Genomic DNA, 20,056 nt, shown 5'->3' on the forward strand with positions numbered 1-20,056 from the left:
GGTCGCGCCGAAGGCGCGGGTGAGGGTTTTCTCCTCTTGAGGGTTCTCGATTGCCGAGACACCCTCTCCCCAACACTCCCCCGGAGGCGGGGGAGGGAGCAGACCGCACGCTGTGGCTCGCATCTCGATCCCAATTTTTCGGTACTAGCACCATGAAGATCTATCTGGCAGGCCCCGACGTGTTCCTGCCGGACGCGGTAGAGATCGGCCGCCGCAAGGTCGATGTCTGCACGGCTCATGGCCTTACCGGCCTCTATCCCCTCGACAACGCCATCGACCTCACCGCGCCCGATGCCTCGCGGCAGATCTTTTGCGGCAACGAGGCAATGATGGACGGGGCCGACGCCATCATTGCGAACCTCACCCCGTTCCGGGGCGCCGGCGCCGATCCCGGTACCGTCTACGAGCTCGGCTACATGGCCGGGCGGCGTAAGTTCTGCCTCGCCTATTCCAATGACGGCGCCGTCTATGCCGACCGCGTCGGCCGTTTCATGGACGTCGCTTCCGAGGACGGACGGCTGGTCGATGCGCAGGGACTGACAGTCGAGGATTTTGGTCTCGTCGACAACCTCATGATGATCCATGCGCTGGAACTGCACGGCTGCCCGCTGGTGACGCCGGCGCAGATGCCGATCGATGTCTGGCACGATCTCGCCGCGTTCGAGACTTGCGTCCGGATGGCGGCTGCGCGATTGATCGCTACATAAGCACCTCAGTCGTGCCCATGAGAGCGTGATGCCCCCTGCCCGCAAGCGCGCGGATGTATTGCTGGTCGAGCGCGGCCTGTTCGAAAGCCGCGCGCGGGCGCGCGCGGCGATCGAGGCCGGCCTGGTCACGGCCGACGCCAAGCCGGTTTCGAAACCGTCGGAGACGATCGCCGAGGACGCGGTGATCCAAGCCGAGCCGGCGCATCCCTATGTCTCCCGCGGCGGCGTCAAGCTCGCCGGCGCGCTCGAGCATTACCCGATTGAAATCGAGGACCATGTCTGCCTCGACGTCGGCGCCTCGACCGGCGGCTTCACCGAGGTGCTGCTGGCGAACGGCGCGAGCCTGGTGTTCGCCATCGACGTCGGCACCAGCCAATTGCATCCCTCGCTGCGCGATCATCCCAAGATCGTGTCGATGGAGGAGACCGATATAAGGTCCTACGAAGGCAAGCGTCTGCCGGCGCGGCCCGACATCGTCGTCATCGACGTCAGCTTTATCTCGCTCAAGGCGGTGCTGCCGGTGGCGTTGTCGCTGGCGGCGGCCCCCATGAGCCTGCTGGCGCTGATCAAGCCGCAATTCGAAGCGGAGCGAAAGCACAACAAGAAGGGCATCATCCGCGACGCCGCCGTGCACCGGGAGATCTGTGACGACATCGCGGCCTTTGCCGCTTCGCTCGGCTGCACCGACATCGAGATATTCCCCTCACCGATCGCGGGCGGTGACGGCAACATCGAATTTTTCCTGGGCGCGCGCCGTGGTTGAGCGCCTGACGATTGATCACGTCGGCCATCGCGGCGACGGCGTCTGCCTCGACGCCGGCGCAGCGATCTATGTGCCCTATACGCTTGGCGGCGAGACCGTCGAGGTCGATCACGTCGCGGGCCACCATCCCGACCGCCGCAAGCTGCTCGCGATCGACGTCGCAAGCCCCGAGCGCATCGAACCATTCTGCCCGCATTTCGGCGTCTGCGGCGGCTGCGCCATCCAGCACTGGGCGGCTGAACCGTATCACGCGTGGAAGCGCGGCATCGTGGTCGAGACGCTGGCGCAGGCCGGCGTCGATTGCGAAGTGGCGCCGTTGGTCGATGCGCACGGCGCCGGGCGCAGACGCATCACATTGCACGGCCGCTTCGGCACGCATGACGTTCTCAAGGTCGGCTTCTCCGCGACGAGCTCGCACGACGTCATTCCGATCCATCGCTGCCCCATCCTCGATCCCGCGCTCGCCGGTGCGATAGACGCCGCCTGGGCGCTGGCCGAACCGCTGACGACCAGGATGCCGGTGACGAAGCCGCTCGATATCCAGGTCACCGCCACCACCAACGGCCTCGATGTCGACGTGCGGGGCTCCGGCCCGCTGCCGACGGCACTGGTGACGGCGTTGTCGCGCGTCGCCGAGCAGCACCGCCTGGCGCGACTGACCCGACATGGCGAACTGGTGCTGCAACGCCTGCCGCCGGCGCTAAAGATGGGCCGCGCCGAGGTGACGCTGCCGCCGGGCTCATTCTTGCAGGCGACCGTCGCGGGCGAAGAGACTCTGGCGGCTCTCGTTGCCGAGCGCGTCGGCAAGGCCAAGGAAATTGCCGACCTCTTCTGCGGCGTCGGTCCGTTCGCGTTGAGGCTTGCGGAGAAGGCGCGCGTGACCGCCTATGACAGCGACGCCGGCGCGATCGCAGCGCTGGCGAAAGCGGCGCGCGCGCCCGGCCTGAAGCCAATCAAAGCCCAGCCGCGCGACCTGTTCCGCCGCCCCCTGGTGCCGCAGGAGCTGCGCGACTTCGACGCGGTGGTGTTCGACCCGCCGCGCCAGGGCGCCCAAGCTCAGGCACTGAAGCTCGCCGCGAGCAAGGTGCCCGTCGTGGTCGCCGTATCCTGCAACGCCGCGACCTTCGCCCGCGATGCGCGACTGCTCATCGACGGCGGCTATCGGCTGGAGGCGGTAGTGCCGGTCGACCAGTTCCGGCACACGCCGCATGTGGAGCTGGTGGCGCGGTTCAGCCGGTGACGCGACCCGCCTCCCAATTCCGTGCGGACTGCTATGTCGACGGCTCGAATTGCGGTTGCCATCGCAGCAGGTAGGACTGGAGCGAGCGCACCGCGATCGCCAGCAGGATGCCGACGAACATCATGACGAAGATGGCGACCATCATTTCGCTGGCATTGGCCCGCGCCTCGGCTTCGATGATGAGCTTGCCGAGCCCGCGCTCGGCGCCGATGAATTCCCCGACGATGACGCCGATCAGCGCAAAAGACACCGCCGGCAGCAGCGAAGCGAACACCCAGGCGAGCGCGGACGGGATCACGACCGTGCGCAGCACGGTGAATTCGCTGGCGCCGAGCAGACGGGCGGCGGCGATCTGGTCGCGGTCGACCGCACGCGTTCCCTCGAAAGTGTTAAAGAACACGACGAAGAACACGACCAGCCAGGCCGTGGCGATCTTGGAGAGATCGCCGAGGCCGAAGATCAGGATGACGAGCGGTACCAGCGCGATGCGCGGTATCGAATTGAATGCCACGATGTAGGGACCGAATACGCGGGCAAGGAAATCCGAACGTCCCAGGATCAGGCCGGCCGCGATGCCGCTCGCAGATCCGAACAGAAATCCCCACCAGGTGTTCTTCAGCGTGACGAGCGTCGCAAGCCACAGATTGTTGTCGTTGCCCTTGATGCAGGCGGCAAAGCCGCTGGTATCGGCAAAGCAGCCGAGCCGCAGGAAGCTCTGCCAGATCAGCGACGGCTTGGCGACGAAATAGGGATCGAGGATTTTCGGCACGTAGGCCTTCGGCAGCAGCGCCTTGCTCCATTCGAAGCCCCACTGCCAGATGACGAGAACGGCTGCGAGAATGGCCAGTTGCCAGAACAGGATGACGGTGCGGCTGTTGGACATGGTCAGTCGGCCTTGGTGCGGCGGAACTCTTCGCCGAGCGAATGCCAGATGTGGGAATAAAGGCGGCCGAATTCGGCGGTCTCGCGCACGGCCACGGGATCGCGCGGACGCGGGATGGCGACGTCGAAGTCTTCCTTGAGACGGCCGGGCCGCGCCGAGAGCAGGATGATGCGGCTCGCCAGCGTCAAGGCTTCGCCGAGATCGTGCGTCACGAACAACACGGTCTGCCGCTCGCGTTCCCAGATCTCCAGCAGCGTCTTGTGCATCTCCAGCTTGGTGTGGGTGTCGAGCGCGCCGAACGGCTCGTCCATCAGCAGGATCTCGGGCTCCAGGATCAGCGTGCGCATCAAGGCGACGCGCTGGCGCATGCCGCCGGACAGCATGCGCGGAAAGCTCTGCGCAAAACCCGAGAGCCCGGCCTTTTCGACGGCGGAAGCGACGCGCCCTGCGCGCTCGGTCTTCGGCAGTCCCGCGATCTCCAGCCCATAGCCGATGTTCTGCTCCACGGTTCGCCAGGGAAACAGCGTATCGCGCTGAAAGACATAGCCGACCCTGGGGTTGACCTTGCCGGTCTCGACCGTGTCCTGGTCGATCAGGATGCGTCCGCCCGAGCGCGGCAATAGGCCCGCGACCATGTTGAGGATGGTGCTCTTGCCGCAGCCGGATGGACCGAGCAGCGCAACGAACTCGCCCTGCTTCACCTCGAAGGAAACGTCATCCACCGCCACGAACTCGCGGCCGGACGCGTTGAAGCGCTTGGCGAGCCCCTGCACGGCAATGCGGATGCGCGCTGCCGCTGTTTGATCCTCATCGCGCGCGAACGCGAGGCCCTGACCTGGCGCGGCGATCATTTGTATTTCGCCCTGGCCGCCTGGAGGAAGCTCATGTCGACGACATCCTCGTATTTGGTCTCGGGAATATCGGTTCCCTTGCGGTACCAGGGCTTGGCGCCGCGTTCGAACGCGGGCTTGTCGATGACACCGTCATAGGCCCAGGTCGACTTGTCGAAGCCGAGCTCGGCACTGACCGCGTCGGGATCGATGCCCGAGAAATATTTCGGCGTGACCAGCGCCTGCACTTCCGCGAGCGGCGTCGCCTTCACGAAAGCCATCGCGCGATGGATCGCGTTGACATAGGCCTGCACCATCGCCTTGTCCTGCTCGACCGTGTCCTGAAGCGTGTAGATCACGAGCACGGGCAGCGTCCCGCCGAAATCCTTCTCAAACACGCCGGGCTTGGACGTGTCGTAGATCGTCCTGCCAAAGCCCTTCTTCTCGACCTCGATGATCCAGCTCGGCGGCGCCATGATGGCGTCGAACTGCTTGGTCTGGAGCGAGGGGAACATGGTGTTGGTCCCGCCGCCCGCGACCCAGTTCACCTTGCCGCCGAGCCCGCGCGCTTCGAACACATAGGTGCCGAACACCCAGGTGCCGGACCCGATGGCGGTCGCGGCGACGATCGGCTTGGCGCCATCGGGGCGCTTGTAGTCCGCGAGCTTCTCGACCGAATTGATGCCGCTGTCATAGAGATCCTGCCGGACCATGATGCTGGCGTAGGAGCACACCATCTCGGTCGCGAGCAGGATCTTGCAGGGCTTGCCGCGCGCGCCGAGTTGGAGCGGATGACTGGCATCGCCATGTGCAAACAGCGCTTGCCCCGCCGCCAGCGTCTGGCGACCGAATGTCCCGGCATTTCCGGTGACGAGCTTGGAATCGAGTCCTTCGTCCTTGAAGTACCCCTTCAGCTCCGCGATCATGCCGATGGCATAGACCGGCGACACCGGTCCGAAGGCGAGCGAGACCTGCTTGGCCTCGGCGCGCAGCTGCCCCGGCAGCAGCGATGCACCGGCCCATGCGGAGCCCGCGATCAGGGCCTGGCGCCTGCTAATGCTCATGTGCTCCTCCTCCCTTGGTTCTCGTTCGATTGCGCCAATCGATCAGGACGGCGCGACCTTGATCGTCCCTGCTTGTCGCAGCGTTTCGATCTCATTCGGCGACATGCCGATCTCGCTCAGGATCTCGCCGCTGTGCTCGCCGATCTCAGGTGGATCGTAACGGTTGGGCAGGCGCCTTCCGTCCATGGAAATCGGCAAGAGCGGGGTCTTGGCCGCGCCGCCGTCAGGCAGACGAATGTCGGTCAGGCCTCCCGACTGGTTGAGATGCGGATCATCGAAGAGATCGCCGGGCTTGTTCACCGGCGCGTAGGGCAGATCGAGCTGCTCGAGACGCGCGGCGAGATCGGCCTTGTCCCATTGCTTGAAGATCTTCGCGATCTCGGGGATCAGCCAGCCGCGATGATCTACGCGGTCGTTGCTCGTTGCAAAGCGCGGATCAACGAGCCAGGCTTCACGATCGAAGGCGCGGCAGAACGCCGCCCATTGCTCTTCACCGACGATGGTGACGAACAGTTTTGAGCCGTCCCTGGTGTCGAAGAGATCATAGACCGGCCACGGGCTGTCCTTGATCGAATACGGGATCGAGGGCTGGCCGCTGACCACCTCGCACATCATGGCCTGCGCCATCAGGAACACGTTGTTTTCGTACAGCGCACTCCGGATATAACGACCCCGGCCGGTCCGCTGCCGCTCGGCGAGCGCAGCCTGGATCGCGATCACGCCGAACATGCCGCCCATGACATCGTTGACCGAGGCGCCGGCGCGCATGGGACGGTCGGGCAAGCCGGTCATGTAGGCGAGGCCACCCATCATCTGCACGACCTCGTCCAGCGCGAGGCGGTTCTCGTAAGGCCCGGGCAAATAGCCCTTGAGCGAGCAATAGATCAGGCGTGGTGCAAAGGCCGCGACGCTCTCGTAGTCGAGCCCGATCCGCTTCAACAGGCCCGGCCGGAAGTTCTCGATCAGGACGTCGCTGTTCTCGATCAGCCGGCGTGCGATGTTCTGGCCTTCCGCGGTCGACGTATCCAGCGCGATGCTGCGCTTGTTGCGGCTGTAGGTGGCGAAGAAGCCGGCGGCGGGCCCCTTGAAGGTGCGAGTGCGGTCGCCCTTGGGCGGCTCGACCTTGATCACGTCGGCGCCGAGATCGGCCAGGATCAAGCCGCAGCTCGGCCCCATCACCATCTGGCTGAACTCGATGACCCGAACGCCTGCCAGCGGACGAAGCTCCGGTGCCCTCTCACGAACAGCCGTGGTCATGCCGCGCTCCGCAGAACCTTGGGGATGCCGGCCTCGTGCAGATGCCCCGTCAAATGTTTTGCCGGGATATGGCGGGCGAGAATCTCGCGCGTCTGCATCAGGCGGTCGAGGTCAATGCCGGTGGAGAGTCCCATGCGCTCCAGCATGAACACGAGATCCTCGGTGACGATGTTGCCGCGCGCACCGGGAGCAAAAGGACAGCCGCCGAGGCCGGACACCGCGGCGTCGAAACGGCGGATGCCCGCTTCGAGGCCGGCGACGGCATTGGCAAGGCCCGCACCGAGCGTGTCGTGCAGATGCAGTCGCAGCGTCATTTGCGATCCGACCTCACGCCGCACGGCCGCGACGATCTGCCCGATCGATTTGGGCGTCGCATAACCGACGGTGTCGGCAAGCCCGATCTCGTCGGCGCGGGCTTCAGCAAAAGCGCGTGCCACACGGCACACCGCCGCTTCGCTCACCTCGCCTTCCAGCGAGCAGCCGAAGGAGGTGGAGATCGCGCCCATCAGTTGCGGCCGCTGGTCCGCCGGTCGGGCGTCGATCGCGGCGCGGACCGCGCGAAAGCCGTCGAGCTGCTCTTCTATCGTGCAGCGCACATTGGCGCGGTTGTGCGTCTCGCTCGCCGAGATGACGAAATAGACGGCGTTGACGCCTGCGGCAATGGCGCGCTCGGCGCCCTTCGGGTTCGGCACCAGCGCGCCGATGGTTGCGGACTTGTGCGTGAGCGCATGCGCCATCACCGCGTCGACGTCGGCGAATTGCGGCACGACCTTTGGCGGAACGAACGACCCCGCATCGATCTCGCGCACGCCGGCGGCGGCGATCGTGTCGATCAGCGCGCATTTGGCTTCAGTCGGAACGAAGATGTCCAGGTTCTGGAGACCATCGCGGGGAGCAACCTCGCAAATGTGGACATCGGGCGCGCGCGCCATCGGGGCTCTCCCAGGTTGATTGTATATTATTGCATAAAAGAACAATCCATGGGACAGTCTGTCAAGCCCAAAACTTGCGTGCACTGCAATGATCAAATCCGACAGTTCCCGACAGCGCAGCGTCAAAAACGGTTCCGAGCGTGCCGAACACCTCGCCGGCCTTATCATGGCGCTGGCCCGGCGCGAAGGCATGAAGGCCGGAGACCGCCTGATCGAACAAAGGCTTGCGGATGCGCTGGACCTTTCACGCGCGCCGATCCGGCTCGGCCTGAAGGCTCTGGAAGCAGCGGGGCTGGCGCGCGGCGAGCCGCATCGCGGCTTTGTGCTGGCAAAGAATCCCACCAGCGGCGCTGCCCAACCCGCGCTCGCGGCGGTCAGGCGCAGCGAGCAGGTTTATGCGACCATCGCAGGCGACGTGCTCGCAACGCGGCTGCCGGCCGACGTCACCGAGGCAGAGCTGATGCGCCGCTACGGCCTCAGCCGGGCCGAGCTACAGCGGCTGCTGGACCGGATCGCCGCCGAGGGCTGGATCGCACGCCTGCCCGGCTACGGCTGGCGCTTCGCAGAGACGGTCTCGAACCCCGAAGCCCAGGCCAAGGCCATGGCATTTCGCGCGGTGATCGAGCCGGCGGCGATCGCGCAGCCGGGCTTTACGTTGCCGCAGGAGGTGATCGTACGCTTGCGCGAGCGCCAACAGCGCGTCTTCGAAGGCGAGCTCGAGAAGATGACGATCGGCGAGGTCTTTCACTCCGGCTGCGAATTCCACGAAGAGATCATCCGCGGCGCCGGCAATCCCTTCTTTCTCGAAGCGCTCAGGCGCGTGAACTCGATCAGACGCCTGTTCGCCTATCGCAGCTTCGCCGACCGCGACGGCATGCGGCGGCACGTGCGCGAGCATCTGCGCCTGCTCGACGTCCTCGAGACGCGACGCTACACCGAGGCGGCCGACCTGATGGCCCGGCACCTGCAACGCCCACTAATCGCGGGCTTGTCGTGATGCCTGTGGTGATCGCTCAACGACGCAAGCCGCCCAACGCCGGCGACTCGCCGGGCAGCATCGAGGAGTTGATGTCGCTGTCCATGCGTCCCGATTGCTGTTGGAGGAAGCCGGCACCGAACGACAGGCTGAGATTGGAGGTCGGCTTGAACTCGACACCCGCGAACGCGCCATAACCGGGCGTGGCACTGGAGGTCAGCGGCGCCAGCGAGCTGCCGATACCGTTGCCGAATTTCAGCGCGTCGAAGCCGGCAAAGAACGTGACGGGCAGGCCGCCCGCCGTCTTGGTGCTGTAGCCGAACTGCGTGCTGTCATAGGACAGCGCGCTGAAATTGCCGGCCGAGCCGGCCTGATTGAAGCCGCTCAAACCAAAATTGCCGCGCTCGCTGCCGACGAAGAAACCGTTCGCATAGCTGGTACGCCAACCCGCATCGCCGGCATTGAAGCTCGAGAAGCCGCCGTAAGTATCGGAGCTCTGGTCGGCACCACCGCTGAGGCCGAAAGGCCCGCCGGGAATCCAATATCTCAGCGGCGCAACTTGCGCATGAGCCGGTGCGCCGGTGAGGCAGAGCAAGGCGAGAGTTGCAAGAGCGCATGAACGTGCGAAGTTGAACATCCAGGTTACCGTTGAGAGTTTTGCAAATTATACTCCTCGGACATCACCAATGCCAGCGGTGCGACCGCGCCGACGTCACGGCCCCGAGCCTCCCGGAGAGCTCCACCTGATGCCCCACGATCCGCTGCTCACGCGCCTGATTTCGCAACTGGAGGAGCAGGCAAACAAGGTCTGGCGGCTGATCGGCGACGGTGCCCTTGCGCCCGCTTGCGAGGCCTTGCGCAAGATCGACCGGCAGTCGAAGGTGCTGACATCTTGAAAGCATGGAGAACCCGGTGACATCGGACAGTCCCGTCACTTACGAACGCGCAGGCAACATCGCCCGGATCACGCTGCGCCGCCCGCCCGTCAACGCGCTGAGCCTCGAGGTCATCCGCGCGGTGGTCGCGGCGCTCCGCCGCGCCGCGGACGATACCGAGGCGCGCGTCGTCGTGCTGGCGAGCGCTATCCCTAAGCGCTTCTCGGCGGGCCTTGATCTCGACATCCTGCTCGGCAAGCCCGGCGCCGAGATCCGCGAATTCCTCCAGGCGCTCTATATCGACCTCTACGACGCGCAGTATCGGCTCGGCAAACCGTCGATCGCCGCCGTCGGCGGTGCGGCGCGGGGCGGCGGCATGACCATGGCGGTGTCCTGCGACGTGGTGCTGGCGGCCGAGAACGCGACGTTCGGCTATCCCGAGATCGACGTCGGCGTCATCCCGGCGATCCACTATGCCCATCTGCCGCGAATCGTCGGACGTCACCGCGCCTTCGAGCTGCTGTTCACCGGCCGCGTCTTCAGCGCCGCGGAGGCGCGCGAACTCGGCGTGGTCAACCGCGTCGTCGCCGACGCGGAGCTCGAGGCCGAGGTCGCAAGGCTCGCGGCGCAGTTCGCGGGAAAATCGGCGGCGGTGCTAGGGATGGGCCGCGCCGCCTTCATGCGCCAGATCGATCTCGACTATCGGCGCAGCATTGCAAGCGCCGTGGACGATTTCTGCAATGTCGCGACGTCGGATGAGGCGCAGGAAGGCTTGAGAGCGTTTGTGGAGAAGCGGGCGCCGAAATGGTGAGGACGGCAGCTTTCAGGCGGTCTTGTCGACCGAGGAGTCGGCCGGCGGATATTTCGTCACCGGCACCATGAAGGATTTTGTGCCGACCTGGTAGATGACCTTGCCGTTCTGTCCGTCGTCGGTCGCGATCTGCGCCTGCCCGAACATGATGACGTTCTTGTAGACGGTGCCGGTGCCCTGGCGGGTGATGCCGTCGGTAGTGACGCTGACCTGGGCTTCCTTGCCGTTGACCGAGAGCACCTTGAAGCTCGCGCTCTTGCCGTTATCGCTGGAATAGCCGCCCCAGCTTCCCATGAGGCGGCTGTCGGAAGCCGGCGGCTCCTGCTTCTCGAGATTCGCGGTCTGCTTGCCAGCGCCGCCCACCGAGAACAACAGCACCATGCTCTTGCCGTCCTTGGTGCCGACCGTGACCCCGCCGAACGTGATCAGCGAGCCATTGACCTCGGCAAAGCCGCGCTCGGTATGCCCGTTATGGGTGTACTCGACCTGCGCCCGGGCACCGCGGATGTTCACGACCTTGAAGCCGACGGGCTGGTTGTTGCCCACCCAATTGCCCTTCCATTCACCGAGCAACTTGCTCTGGTGAAAGACCCGCTCATTGGCGGGCGAAATCTGGCTGGTGCTCGACGTGACGATGGCCATGGTCTGCTCGGTGGACGGGTTCGACGCACCCGCTCTCGTTCGCGCGCCCGACAGCAAAGTCAAAACTGCGATCGGAAACGAACTGAAACAACCGGATTAGGGCCATGTGCCGGTTAACGAGCGGTTAAATTCAACCGTCGGGCGAGATGAGGCGAAAGGTCCCAACCGGGGGTGCTGCTAAAAGCGCAACGAGATTAGGACGAATCGTCATCGCGATTTAGGTTATTGTTTGAGCATGATCTGTTCGGAAAACCGCTGCACACTTTTCCGGATCATGCTCTAGCGGCCCCAGCGGTCCGACCAGATCTTCTCGCCGATCATGCAATTGACGCGCGGCTCCTTGTCCGCAACCCGCATCACGGGGCGCTCCGGCATGCGGCCGGCAACCTCCATCAGCAGCTTGGTGCGGATCGCTTCCTTGAACTTCTCGCGATCCTTGATCGTGATGACGAAAGAGCCGGGACCGCCGATGACGCAGTCCTCGTAGTAGAAGTCGAGATTGTCGATATCCATGGTCGAATAGGACGGCTCCTTGACCATGATCGGCAGACCGTTGATGACGATGCCCTTCTCGAGCGCGGCATCGCGCGCCACCGTGACCGGGGTGCCATTGTTGTTGGGGCCGTCGCCGGAAATGTCGATCACGCGGCGCAAGCCCCGATATGGATCCTCGTCGAACAGCGGCATCGCAAACGTGATCGCGCCGGAGATCGAGGTGCGCGAGGCACGCCGGATCGGCGTCTTCATGATCTCGGCGGCGACCGCATCCGCTGTCTCGGGGCCGTCGATCAGGCGCCAGGGGATGATGATCTTCTGGTCGCTGGAGGCGGCCCACTCGAAATAGGTCACGGCGATCCGGCCGTTCGGACCGAGCTTCAGCGCCTGGAGGAATTCCTTCGACTGGATCGCCTGTGCGTAGCCTTCGCGCTGGACCGCGAGCTCGTCCATGTCCATGGAGTAGGAGACGTCGACCGCGAGGATCAGTTCGACGTCGACCGTCTGTGCATCCTTGTCGGCAGCCAGCCGCTGCGGCTGATTTTGAGATGATTCAGATTTGGGCGGCTCAAATTTAGGCCCTGGCGCCGCGATGCCCGCGACGTCCCCTCCGGCAAGCACGCCGGCCACCAGCACAGCCCCGATCGAGAACAGCAAGCGCATCGCAGCGGTCTCCCGTCGTATGACGCGATGGTGACATGCAATCGCCTTGCCGCAAAGTGCGAAGATCGCCTGCGCTTCACATTCGAGTTAGGATCGGCGCTGTGTTGCCTCGCTACGCGCGACTGGAACACGCAGCGAGATCGGCACCGTCGTTCCAGAGCTCGCGGCGACGCGCGCAGAATGACGCCTAGGGACAGAGCGGCCGGCCCACTTGTCCGGCGCAATTTCCATGCTAGGCTGGATGCACAGATGGGGATGGAGTCCCCCGACAACCGCCCGGCGGTCGATGATCGTGCTGGGCTGATGACTCCTGCTTGAGGTGGGGCAATCTTTGAGCCTCCGCCTTTGGCGGGAGCATGGACAAGCCCGCCGATGGCGGGTTTTTTGTTGCCTGGTGACGAAGGCAGGAAACTGGGCCAGCAAGCCAAGGCCAGGAGAAGGCGGAGACGTGACCACGACGACACCGAATGCTGCGCGCGCCTCGCTGCCCAGGGGAATCTGGGTGCTCGGCTTCGTCTCGATGCTGATGGACATCTCCTCCGAGATGATCCATGCGCTGCTGCCGGTCTATCTCGTCACCGCGCTCGGCGCCTCCACGCTCACGGTCGGCTTCATCGAGGGCATCGCCGAGGCGACCGCCTCGATCACGAAGATCTTCTCCGGCGCGTTGTCGGACTGGCTCGGTCGCCGCAAGCTGCTCGCCGCGCTCGGCTACGGGCTGGCCGCCTTCACCAAGCCGCTGTTTCCGCTCGCCTCGAGCGTCGGATGGCTGGTGGCGGCACGCTTCATCGACCGCGTCGGCAAGGGCATTCGCGGCGCGCCGCGCGATGCCCTGATCGCCGACATCGCTCCCGTCGGCCTGCGCGGCGCGAGCTTTGGCCTGCGGCAGTCGCTCGACACCATCGGCGCCTTCGTCGGGCCGCTCGCGGCCATCGGCCTGATGTGGTGGACGGCTGACAATTTTACGATCGTGTTCTGGGTGGCGGTGCTGCCGGCCTTTCTGTCCTTCGGCCTGATCGCGTTTGCCGTGCACGAGCCGGAGCCGGATCCGAACCGCAAGCCTGCAACGAACCCGCTCAATCTTGCCGCGATGCGGCAGCTCGGGGCAGTCTACTGGCGCGTCGTCGCGGTCGGTGTCGTGTTCACGCTGGCGCGCTTCAGCGAGGCCTTTTTGATCCTGCGCGCGCAGAACATCGGGCTCAACCCGATGTGGGTGCCGGCGGTGCTGGTGCTGATGAACGTCACTTATGCGCTGTCGGCCTATCCCGCCGGCGTGCTGTCGGACCGGATCAACCGGACCGGCCTGCTCGCGCTCGGCCTGATCTTCCTCGCCGGCGCCGACCTCGCGCTGGCACTGCTCCCGAGCCTTGCAGGCCTCGCGCTCGGCGTCGTGCTGTGGGGGCTGCATATGGGATTGACGCAAGGCCTGCTCTCGGCCCTCGTCGCCGATGCCGCGCCGCCGAGCCTGCGCGGCACCGCATTCGGCTATTTCAACCTGTTCACGGGTCTGGCTCTGCTGGCTGCGAGCGTGATCGCCGGCGCGTTGTGGGACGCCTATGGCCCGGCAGGCACGTTCCTGGCGGGGCTCGGCTTTGCGCTGATCTCGCTCATCGGGCTGCTTGCCGTCGGCAACGGTCTGGCAGCGGAGCAAAAATGATGACGGGGAGTTTTTCGTCGTGCTGAGTGGGGTGCTTGCGATCATGCTGGGTAGCGTGCTCGGCGGCTGTGCGCGCTATTTCGTGTCCGGCGCGATCGCGCGGCGGTTGGGCGAGACGTTTCCGTGGGGCACCATGACCATCAATGTCACCGGCGCCTTCCTGATCGGCATTTTGGGCGCGCTCGCGACCCATCCCGGCTCGGCCTTCGCCACGCCCACCCCCTGGCTGTTCGCGGTGACCGGTTTTCTCGGCTGCTACACCACGGTGTCCTCGTTCAGCCTGCAAACCCTGACGCTGGCGCGGAGCGGCGAGCCGCTCTCCGCACTCGGCAATGTCGTGCTCTCGGTCGGGCTGTGCCTTGCGGCCGTCAGTTGCGGCTTCCTCCTCGCGGACAGGCTTGGAGCATAGAAGCGCATGGCTGTCCCCTCCTCCGCCGAGCGCTGGCGTAGCGCGATACTCTACACCTGGGTTGCCGCCGGCAGCATCGTCGGCGGACTGACCCGCTATCTGGTCGGTCTCGCGCTCGACACCGGACCGGGCTTTCCCTTCTCCACGCTGTTCATCAACGCCACGGGATCGCTGATCATCGGCTTCTACGCGACGCTGACCGGCCCCGACGGTCGCATGCTGGCGCGGCCCGAGCACCGGCAGTTCGTCATGACCGGCTTCTGCGGCGGCTACACCACGTTCTCGACCTTCAGCCTCGAGACCTTCCGCCTGCTCCACGGCGGCATGAAGTACACGGCACTTGCCTATGTCGCAGCGTCCGTCATCTGCTGGCTGGTGTCGGCGTGGCTCGGGCATATGATGGCGAGCCGCTACAACCGCTTGACAAGGAGTTGACCATGCAAATCCCCGCTCAGGCCGTTTTGCTCCGGATCTTCATCGGCGAGAGCGACCATTTCGACGGCAAGCCGCTCTATGAAGCGATCGTGATGACCGCGCGCGAGCGGCACCTCGCCGGCGCCACCGTGCTGCGCGGTCCGATGGGCTTCGGCAAATCGAGCCGGCTGCACACTTCGAAGATCCTGCGGCTTTCGGAAGACCTGCCGCTGCTGATCGAGATCGTCGACAGCGAGGACAACATCAACGCATTCCTGCCCATCCTGGATGGCATGATGTCGAGCGGCCTGATCACCTTGGAGAAGGTGCAGGTCCTGCAATATGGTGCGAAGGCCGCGAGCTGATCGCTCCAGCAGGAACCCGAGCCCGCCGTGTCCGGAGGCGGAATGAACGATACCGTTACCACACCGAAAACCAGGACGAAGACCAAGGTCGAGCGGCCACGGCTGCACAAGGTCATCCTGATCAACGATGATTACACGCCGCGCGAATTCGTCACCATGGTGCTCAAGGCCGAATTCCGCATGACGGAGGATCAGGCCTACAAGGTGATGATCACCGCGCACAAGCTGGGCACCTGCGTCGTCGCCGTGTTCACCAAGGACGTCGCCGAGACCAAGGCGACGCGTGCCACCGATGCCGGCCGCGCCAAGGGCTATCCGCTGCTGTTCACGACCGAGCCGGAGGAATAGGGCTCAGCCCACCAGCGCGTGCGTTTCTTCGGCCAGCCCGTACACGCGCTGTGCCTTGGAAAATCCTGCGATCGGAAATTCGCCGAGCTCGTGCCAGTCGTGGTGGCAGACATTGGCAAAACCTTCCGAGGCGACGACGGTCCGCCCCAGCCGCCCCGTGATCTTCTCCAGCCGGGCCGCGAGATTGACGGCGGGGCCGATGCAGGTGAAGTCCAGCCGGTTGCCGCCGCCAATATTGCCGTAGAGGATGTTGCCGATGTGCAGCGCGACGCCAAAGCGGAAGCGCTCGACGGCGTCGCCGACCGGAAACGCGAGCTGCTCCACGCTGGCGCGCGATTCACGCGCCGCCTCCAGCACGCGCGCGCAGACATGGGCGGCATCGCCGACATATTCGTCGATCGGAAACACAGCGAGCAGGCCGTCGCCCATGAATTTCAGCACCTCGCCGCCATGGCCCCGGATCGCCGTGACCTGGCAGTCGAAATAATGGTTGAGGATTGCGACCACCGTTTCGGCCGGCAGCCGGTCCGACAGGGCGGTGAAGCCGCGCAGGTCCGAGAGCCAGATCACCGCCTGCATGGTGTCGGTGTGGCCACGGCGGATCTGGCCACCGAGAATGCGTGCGCCGGCGCGGTTGCCGACATAGGTGTCGAGCAGCATCTCGGCGGTGCGGCGCAGGCTGATGATCTCGCTGACCCGCGCGAGCGGCGCTATGATGCTTCGGATCGCCGCGATGTCGTCGTCGCTGAAGCCGCCGGGATGCTGCGTGATCCAGCTCGTCGCGTGGATGGAGCCATCGAGAAACGGCACCGGCATCGCAATATAGTCGGTCGCGCCTTCGGCGCGCATGTCATCAAGGAACGGAAATCGCTTGCTGTCGGGATCGCTCGTGCGTCCCCTGACCTCCACCCCCTGCTCGAACACGATGCGAAGCGGGCTGCGGGCGAATTCGGGCGTGTCCAGGATCTCGAAATCGACACTGCCGATTTCGACCTCCCCACCCTGCCGCCAGATGAAATTGCGGCCGAATATCTCGGGGTGGAGCGTGCGGATGAAGATGCCGAACCGCCACAGCGGCAGGCCGGCCGCGACCAGACGTTCGCAGAAATCGGCGATCATCTCGGCCGGCTCTAGCGACGACCAGGCACCGCCGATCAGCCAGTTGCAGATGCGCTGAAGCTCGGAACTGTTCATGTCCGCATTTGCGGACGAAGTTGTGGGCCCGTCAAGCTGCGCGGAGAGCTAGTACCGCCACACCAGACCGTCGGGACGGCGTTTTCATCTCTCGCCGTCGGGGAGAGGTGAAAAAACTAGCGTCCCACCTGCCCGCGATCGCGCAGGAAGTGATCGGCCAGCACGCAGGCCATCATGGCCTCACCGACGGGGACGGCGCGGATGCCGACGCAGGGGTCATGGCGGCCCTTCGTGACGATCTCGGTATCAGTGCCCTTGCGATCGACGGTGCGGCGCGGCTGGAGGATCGACGAGGTCGGCTTCACCGCAAAACGCACCACCACCGGCTGTCCCGTGGAGATGCCGCCCAGAACGCCACCGGCATGGTTGGAGAGAAAGCGCGTGCCGTCATTGCCGGTGCGCATCTCGTCGGCGTTCTCTTCGCCGGTCAATTCGGCCGCGCCAAATCCGGCGCCGATCTCGACGCCCTTGACGGCGTTGATGGTCATCATCGCGGCCGCCAGATCGGAGTCGAGCTTGGCGTAGATCGGCGCGCCAAGGCCCGCCGGCACGCCCTCGGCGACGATCTCGATCACCGCGCCGATCGACGAGCCGCTCTTGCGGATGCCGTCGAGATAGGTCTCGAAGAAGGCGGCCTTGTCCTTGTCGGGACAGAAGAAAGGATTTTTCCCGATCTCGTCCCAGTCCCATTTGGCGCGGTCGATCTTGTGCGGGCCGATCTGCACCAGTGCGCCGCGCACCTTGACGTCGGGCAGCACCTTTCGCGCGATCGCGCCGGCGGCAACGCGCGTCGCGGTCTCGCGCGCCGAGGAGCGCCCGCCGCCGCGATAGTCGCGCAGGCCGTACTTCGCCTCATAGGTGAAGTCGGCATGACCGGGGCGAAACTTGTCCTTGATCTCGGAATAGTCCTTGGAGCGCTGGTCGGTGTTCTCGATCAGGAGCCCGATCGGGGTGCCCGTCGTCACCTGCACGCCGGTCTCCGGATGCGCCATTACGCCGGACAGGATTTTCACCTGGTCCGGCTCCTGGCGCTGAGTGGTGAAGCGCGACTGGCCGGGCCGGCGGCGGTCGAGATCGCCCTGGATGTCGGCCTCGGTGAGCGGGATCATGGGCGGACAGCCGTCGACCACGCAGCCGATCGCCACGCCGTGGCTCTCGCCGAAGGTGGTGACGCGGAACATGTGGCCGAAGGTGTTGAAGGACATCCGTCTCTACTCGTCAGTCAGTTCTGACTTGTGGTGGTAACGCGGGGGAACACCCGGGTCAAACACACACTCGGTCATTCCGGCCAGGCTAACTAAACGTCTCCAGCCGCCGGTCGCGGAACACGTAGACGGCGCCCTGCTGGATATAGAGCTCGGCGGCACCGGCGGGAGTCTCGATGCCCAAAGCCACCATTAGAGCCCGGCAGGTGCCGCCATGGGCGACCGCGACGGTGTCGACCAGAAGCGACTCGTACCAATCGAGCATGCGCAGCTGCACGGCCGCATAGGTCTCGCCGCCGATTGGCGCGACCGTCCATTTGTCGGCGAGGCGCCTTGCATAGACATCGGGATCGGAGGCCTCGCTTTCGGCCAGTGTCAGCCCCTCCCAGGTGCCGTAGCCGATCTCACGCAGGCGGTCGTCGAGCGAATAATCGGCAAGCGGCAGTTCAAGCTTGCGACGGACGAGTTCCATGGTCTGGCGCGCACGCCCGAGCGGGCTCGACACGTAGGGCAGCGCCGCCTTGTCCTTGCCGTCGCGCCTGAACAGATCGGCGAGAACGCCGGCCGCGTGCGCGGCCTGTCCGCGGCCGCGTGCATTCAGCGGAATGTCCTGGGCGCCCTGGAGCCGCCCGAGCGCGTTCCACTCGGTCTCGCCGTGGCGAAGGAAGTAGATCGTGGGCACGGGCATGCGGTTCGAAGGCTAGTCCTCTCGTTTGAGCATGATCTTATCGGGAAACCGGTTCCGACTTTTCCGGATCATGCTCTACCCGCCGAGCGAGATATCAGGCGCGTCCGGGCGCTTCATGCCGAGCACGTGATAGCCGGAATCGACGTGGTGCACCTCGCCGGTCACGCCGCGCGACAAGTCGGACAGGAAATACAGCGCGCTGCCGCCGACATCCTCTGTCGACACGTTGCGCCGCATCGGCGCGTTGTATTCGTTCCACTTCAGGATATAGCGGAAATCGCCGATGCCCGAGGCGGCGAGCGTCTTGATCGGACCTGCCGAGATCGCGTTGACTCGGATGTTCTTCTCGCCGAGATCGGCGGCGAGATAGCGCACGCTGGCTTCCAGCGCGGCTTTCGCCACGCCCATGACGTTGTAATGCGGCATCCATTTCTCGGCGCCGTAATAGCTGAGCGTGATGAGCGAGCCGCCATCCGTCATCAGCTTCTCGGCACGCTGCGCCACCGCGGTGAACGAATAGCAGGAGATCAGCATCGACTTCGAAAAGTTCTCCTGCGTGGTGTCGACATAGCGGCCGTCGAGTTGCTCGCCATAGGCGATCGCGTGCACCAGGAAGTCGATCTTGCCCCACTTCTCCTTCAGCACCGCGAAGGCAGCGTCGATCGTCGCGGCATCCGTGACGTCGCAATGGCCGAGCACGAGACCGCCGACCTCCGCGGCAAGCGGCTCGACGCGCTTCTTCAGCGCATCGCCCTGATAGGTGAAGGCGAGCTCGGCACCGGCCGCGCGGCATGCCTTTGCGATGCCCCAGGCGATCGATCGGTTGTTGGCAACGCCGAGGATCACGCCCCGTTTGCCCTGCATCAGACCTGAATTCTGCGCCATTTTTTCAACGTCCCATCGAGCGGGTTGAGGTCTGGAGGTACACCAGCCCTCCTTCGCGGTACAGTCCTAATACGCGGCGTTAACGCTGTTTCGAGCGCCGGAATAGCCGTTTCATTCGGGTGTTATGATCGTTGTGGCGCTCGCGCCGAACACCGGGACGTGAAAACCGCAATGAACGCGTTTCGCCAGAGTGTGGAAACCATGATCCCGGCGTTGCGCCGCTATGCCCGCGCACTCACGCGCGATGCGGATGCGGCCGACGATCTGGTACAGGATACGTTGGTACGCGCGCTGCGTTCGGAGCGCCTGTTCCTCGGGGGCGACGTCAGGAGCTGGCTCTACACGATCCTGACCAACCTCAACAAGAACCGGCGGCGCTCACTGGCCAGGCGGCCGCAATTCATGCCGCTGACGGAGAACAACCCGGATGCCAGCGGGACCGAGGCCGAAGGGCGCGACATCGAGAAGGCGCTCGCCACCCTCGTCGAGGAGCAGCGTTCGGTGCTGCTGCTGGTGATGCTGGAGGGCATGAGCTATCGCGAGGTCGCCGACATTCAGGGCGTGCCGATCGGCACCGTGATGTCGCGCCTGGCGCGCGCCCGCGCCCACGTCAAAGCTTCGCTCGAGGGCGCGCGCCCGGCGCTCAGGCGGGTGAAATGATGGCAGGGCTGGTGCATCGCGTGTTTGTCCGCCCCACGCAGATGGAGCGAGCGACGTTGAGCCACGAAAGACATTTTAGGCCACAGAGCCAGA

Annotated in this window: 24 protein-coding genes and 1 riboswitch; of the genes, 12 read left to right on the top strand and 12 right to left on the bottom strand. The window is 65.0% G+C overall.

The features are described 5' to 3' along the window. Window positions 1-152 precede the first annotated feature (152 nt). Genes CWO91_RS06920 through CWO91_RS06930 form a run of 3 tightly spaced genes read left to right on the top strand, consistent with a single transcriptional unit; the run spans window position 153 to window position 2,710 of the window. Entirely contained in the window at window positions 153-707 is a 555-nt protein-coding gene (locus tag CWO91_RS06920) for a nucleoside 2-deoxyribosyltransferase (protein ID WP_130212801.1), read from the top strand. A gap of 28 nt (window positions 708-735) precedes the next feature. Further along, window positions 736-1,470, top strand: a complete 735-nt coding sequence (locus tag CWO91_RS06925; protein ID WP_165405276.1) for a TlyA family RNA methyltransferase — start codon at window positions 736-738, stop codon at window positions 1,468-1,470. Further along, a complete protein-coding gene (locus tag CWO91_RS06930; protein WP_130212803.1) occupies window positions 1,463-2,710 on the top strand; it encodes a class I SAM-dependent RNA methyltransferase in 1,248 nt (415 codons plus the stop codon). The genes CWO91_RS06925 and CWO91_RS06930 overlap by 8 nt, the downstream gene beginning before the upstream one ends. A 31-nt stretch (window positions 2,711-2,741) precedes the next feature. On the opposite strand, the gene CWO91_RS06935 is transcribed toward CWO91_RS06930, so the two are convergent. Genes CWO91_RS06935 through CWO91_RS06955 form a run of 5 tightly spaced genes read right to left on the bottom strand, consistent with a single transcriptional unit; the run spans window position 2,742 to window position 7,676 of the window. Continuing rightward, entirely contained in the window at window positions 2,742-3,593 is an 852-nt protein-coding gene (locus CWO91_RS06935) for an ABC transporter permease (RefSeq protein WP_128935289.1), read from the bottom strand. Window positions 3,594-3,595: 2 nt separating this feature from the next. Beyond that, window positions 3,596-4,444, bottom strand: coding sequence for an ABC transporter ATP-binding protein (locus CWO91_RS06940; RefSeq protein ID WP_130212804.1), 849 nt, complete (start codon window positions 4,442-4,444; stop codon window positions 3,596-3,598). Then, window positions 4,441-5,487 carry an ABC transporter substrate-binding protein gene (locus CWO91_RS06945; protein ID WP_130212805.1) on the bottom strand — a complete coding sequence of 349 codons (1,047 nt, stop codon included), beginning with the start codon at window positions 5,485-5,487 and terminating at the stop codon, window positions 4,441-4,443. The genes CWO91_RS06940 and CWO91_RS06945 overlap by 4 nt, the downstream gene beginning before the upstream one ends. Before the next feature lie 42 nt (window positions 5,488-5,529). Next, window positions 5,530-6,744 carry a CaiB/BaiF CoA transferase family protein gene (locus CWO91_RS06950; protein ID WP_130212806.1) on the bottom strand — a complete coding sequence of 405 codons (1,215 nt, stop codon included), beginning with the start codon at window positions 6,742-6,744 and terminating at the stop codon, window positions 5,530-5,532. Next, window positions 6,741-7,676 (bottom strand): hydroxymethylglutaryl-CoA lyase, encoded by a 936-nt coding sequence (locus tag CWO91_RS06955; protein ID WP_245471150.1) that lies wholly within the window; start codon window positions 7,674-7,676, stop codon window positions 6,741-6,743. Before CWO91_RS06955 ends, CWO91_RS06950 begins: the two co-directional genes overlap by 4 nt. Window positions 7,677-7,764: 88 nt before the next feature. Between CWO91_RS06955 and CWO91_RS06960 the strand changes: the two genes are divergently transcribed. Further along, a complete protein-coding gene (locus CWO91_RS06960) occupies window positions 7,765-8,673 on the top strand; it encodes a GntR family transcriptional regulator (protein WP_245471151.1) in 909 nt (302 codons plus the stop codon). Window positions 8,674-8,689: 16 nt separating this feature from the next. On the opposite strand, the gene CWO91_RS06965 is transcribed toward CWO91_RS06960, so the two are convergent. Beyond that, complete coding sequence (locus CWO91_RS06965; RefSeq protein WP_130212809.1) at window positions 8,690-9,289, bottom strand: hypothetical protein; 600 nt, start codon at window positions 9,287-9,289, stop codon at window positions 8,690-8,692. Window positions 9,290-9,398: 109 nt separating this feature from the next. Here CWO91_RS06965 and CWO91_RS42735 point away from each other — a divergent pair, with 109 nt between their 5' ends. Together CWO91_RS42735 and CWO91_RS06970 are read left to right on the top strand one after the other, a co-directional pair. Then, complete coding sequence (locus CWO91_RS42735) at window positions 9,399-9,548, top strand: hypothetical protein (protein WP_165405277.1); 150 nt, start codon at window positions 9,399-9,401, stop codon at window positions 9,546-9,548. Window positions 9,549-9,564: 16 nt separating this feature from the next. Next, on the top strand, window positions 9,565-10,338 hold the full coding sequence (locus tag CWO91_RS06970; protein ID WP_130212810.1) for an enoyl-CoA hydratase/isomerase family protein: 774 nt from the start codon (window positions 9,565-9,567) through the stop codon (window positions 10,336-10,338). A 12-nt stretch (window positions 10,339-10,350) separates the two neighbouring features. Here the strand turns inward: CWO91_RS06970 and CWO91_RS06975 are convergent, their stop codons facing one another. Together CWO91_RS06975 and CWO91_RS06980 are read right to left on the bottom strand one after the other, a co-directional pair. Further along, the gene (locus CWO91_RS06975) at window positions 10,351-10,980 is read right to left on the bottom strand and encodes a hypothetical protein (protein WP_130212811.1); all 630 of its coding nucleotides are present in this window, start codon (window positions 10,978-10,980) and stop codon (window positions 10,351-10,353) included. Window positions 10,981-11,259: 279 nt separating this feature from the next. Then, entirely contained in the window at window positions 11,260-12,138 is an 879-nt protein-coding gene (locus CWO91_RS06980) for a DUF1194 domain-containing protein (RefSeq protein WP_130212812.1), read from the bottom strand. A gap of 242 nt (window positions 12,139-12,380) precedes the next feature. Beyond that, a riboswitch (Fluoride riboswitch) is annotated at window positions 12,381-12,458 on the top strand. A 128-nt stretch (window positions 12,459-12,586) separates the two neighbouring features. Here CWO91_RS06980 and CWO91_RS06985 point away from each other — a divergent pair. Genes CWO91_RS06985 through clpS form a run of 5 tightly spaced genes read left to right on the top strand, consistent with a single transcriptional unit; the run spans window position 12,587 to window position 15,331 of the window. Continuing rightward, the gene (locus tag CWO91_RS06985) at window positions 12,587-13,795 is read left to right on the top strand and encodes an MFS transporter (RefSeq protein WP_130212813.1); all 1,209 of its coding nucleotides are present in this window, start codon (window positions 12,587-12,589) and stop codon (window positions 13,793-13,795) included. 19 nt (window positions 13,796-13,814) lie between these two features. After that, complete coding sequence (crcB, locus tag CWO91_RS06990; protein WP_130212814.1) at window positions 13,815-14,204, top strand: fluoride efflux transporter CrcB; 390 nt, start codon at window positions 13,815-13,817, stop codon at window positions 14,202-14,204. A 6-nt stretch (window positions 14,205-14,210) separates the two neighbouring features. Next, window positions 14,211-14,639 (top strand): fluoride efflux transporter CrcB, encoded by a 429-nt coding sequence (crcB, locus tag CWO91_RS06995; protein WP_130212815.1) that lies wholly within the window; start codon window positions 14,211-14,213, stop codon window positions 14,637-14,639. A gap of 2 nt (window positions 14,640-14,641) precedes the next feature. After that, a complete protein-coding gene (locus tag CWO91_RS07000; RefSeq protein ID WP_091893616.1) occupies window positions 14,642-14,983 on the top strand; it encodes a DUF190 domain-containing protein in 342 nt (113 codons plus the stop codon). Window positions 14,984-15,025: 42 nt separating this feature from the next. After that, the gene (gene clpS, locus CWO91_RS07005; RefSeq protein WP_091893614.1) at window positions 15,026-15,331 is read left to right on the top strand and encodes an ATP-dependent Clp protease adapter ClpS; all 306 of its coding nucleotides are present in this window, start codon (window positions 15,026-15,028) and stop codon (window positions 15,329-15,331) included. Between the two features lie 3 nt (window positions 15,332-15,334). On the opposite strand, the gene CWO91_RS07010 is transcribed toward clpS, so the two are convergent. From CWO91_RS07010 to fabI, 4 genes are all read right to left on the bottom strand, one after another. Beyond that, window positions 15,335-16,525 carry an adenylate/guanylate cyclase domain-containing protein gene (locus tag CWO91_RS07010; RefSeq protein ID WP_130212816.1) on the bottom strand — a complete coding sequence of 397 codons (1,191 nt, stop codon included), beginning with the start codon at window positions 16,523-16,525 and terminating at the stop codon, window positions 15,335-15,337. 116 nt (window positions 16,526-16,641) lie between these two features. Beyond that, window positions 16,642-17,730, bottom strand: coding sequence for a chorismate synthase (aroC, locus tag CWO91_RS07015; RefSeq protein ID WP_128935304.1), 1,089 nt, complete (start codon window positions 17,728-17,730; stop codon window positions 16,642-16,644). 88 nt (window positions 17,731-17,818) lie between these two features. Next, complete coding sequence (locus tag CWO91_RS07020) at window positions 17,819-18,418, bottom strand: histidine phosphatase family protein (RefSeq protein ID WP_130212817.1); 600 nt, start codon at window positions 18,416-18,418, stop codon at window positions 17,819-17,821. 75 nt (window positions 18,419-18,493) lie between these two features. Next, entirely contained in the window at window positions 18,494-19,303 is an 810-nt protein-coding gene (fabI, locus tag CWO91_RS07025; RefSeq protein WP_128935306.1) for an enoyl-ACP reductase FabI, read from the bottom strand. Between the two features lie 171 nt (window positions 19,304-19,474). On the opposite strand from fabI, the gene CWO91_RS07030 reads away from it, so the two are divergent. Next, the gene (locus tag CWO91_RS07030; protein ID WP_091893603.1) at window positions 19,475-19,963 is read left to right on the top strand and encodes a sigma-70 family RNA polymerase sigma factor; all 489 of its coding nucleotides are present in this window, start codon (window positions 19,475-19,477) and stop codon (window positions 19,961-19,963) included. Window positions 19,964-20,056 lie beyond the last annotated feature (93 nt).

This window comes from Bradyrhizobium genosp. SA-3 (genome assembly GCF_004212635.1).
Classification (GTDB): Bacteria; Pseudomonadota; Alphaproteobacteria; order Rhizobiales; family Xanthobacteraceae; genus Bradyrhizobium.

Bases quoted from the DNA above. Each gene is read 5' to 3' on its own strand.
- CWO91_RS06920 (WP_130212801.1), top strand. From the start codon at position 153: ATGAAGATCTATCTGGCAGGCCCCGACGTGTTCCTGCCGGACGCGGTA.
- CWO91_RS06925 (WP_165405276.1), top strand. From the start codon at position 736: ATGCCCCCTGCCCGCAAGCGCGCGGATGTATTGCTGGTCGAGCGCGGC.
- CWO91_RS06935 (WP_128935289.1), bottom strand. From the start codon at position 3,593: ATGTCCAACAGCCGCACCGTCATCCTGTTCTGGCAACTGGCCATTCTC.
- CWO91_RS06940 (WP_130212804.1), bottom strand. From the start codon at position 4,444: ATGATCGCCGCGCCAGGTCAGGGCCTCGCGTTCGCGCGCGATGAGGAT.
- CWO91_RS06945 (WP_130212805.1), bottom strand. From the start codon at position 5,487: ATGAGCATTAGCAGGCGCCAGGCCCTGATCGCGGGCTCCGCATGGGCC.
- CWO91_RS06950 (WP_130212806.1), bottom strand. From the start codon at position 6,744: ATGACCACGGCTGTTCGTGAGAGGGCACCGGAGCTTCGTCCGCTGGCA.
- CWO91_RS06955 (WP_245471150.1), bottom strand. From the start codon at position 7,676: ATGGCGCGCGCGCCCGATGTCCACATTTGCGAGGTTGCTCCCCGCGAT.
- CWO91_RS06960 (WP_245471151.1), top strand. From the start codon at position 7,765: ATGATCAAATCCGACAGTTCCCGACAGCGCAGCGTCAAAAACGGTTCC.
- CWO91_RS06965 (WP_130212809.1), bottom strand. From the start codon at position 9,289: ATGTTCAACTTCGCACGTTCATGCGCTCTTGCAACTCTCGCCTTGCTC.
- CWO91_RS42735 (WP_165405277.1), top strand. From the start codon at position 9,399: ATGCCCCACGATCCGCTGCTCACGCGCCTGATTTCGCAACTGGAGGAG.
- CWO91_RS06975 (WP_130212811.1), bottom strand. From the start codon at position 10,980: ATGGCCATCGTCACGTCGAGCACCAGCCAGATTTCGCCCGCCAATGAG.
- CWO91_RS06980 (WP_130212812.1), bottom strand. From the start codon at position 12,138: ATGCGCTTGCTGTTCTCGATCGGGGCTGTGCTGGTGGCCGGCGTGCTT.
- crcB (WP_130212815.1), top strand. From the start codon at position 14,211: ATGGCTGTCCCCTCCTCCGCCGAGCGCTGGCGTAGCGCGATACTCTAC.
- CWO91_RS07000 (WP_091893616.1), top strand. From the start codon at position 14,642: ATGCAAATCCCCGCTCAGGCCGTTTTGCTCCGGATCTTCATCGGCGAG.
- clpS (WP_091893614.1), top strand. From the start codon at position 15,026: ATGAACGATACCGTTACCACACCGAAAACCAGGACGAAGACCAAGGTC.
- CWO91_RS07010 (WP_130212816.1), bottom strand. From the start codon at position 16,525: ATGAACAGTTCCGAGCTTCAGCGCATCTGCAACTGGCTGATCGGCGGT.
- aroC (WP_128935304.1), bottom strand. From the start codon at position 17,730: ATGTCCTTCAACACCTTCGGCCACATGTTCCGCGTCACCACCTTCGGC.
- CWO91_RS07020 (WP_130212817.1), bottom strand. From the start codon at position 18,418: ATGCCCGTGCCCACGATCTACTTCCTTCGCCACGGCGAGACCGAGTGG.
- fabI (WP_128935306.1), bottom strand. From the start codon at position 19,303: ATGGCGCAGAATTCAGGTCTGATGCAGGGCAAACGGGGCGTGATCCTC.
- CWO91_RS07030 (WP_091893603.1), top strand. From the start codon at position 19,475: ATGAACGCGTTTCGCCAGAGTGTGGAAACCATGATCCCGGCGTTGCGC.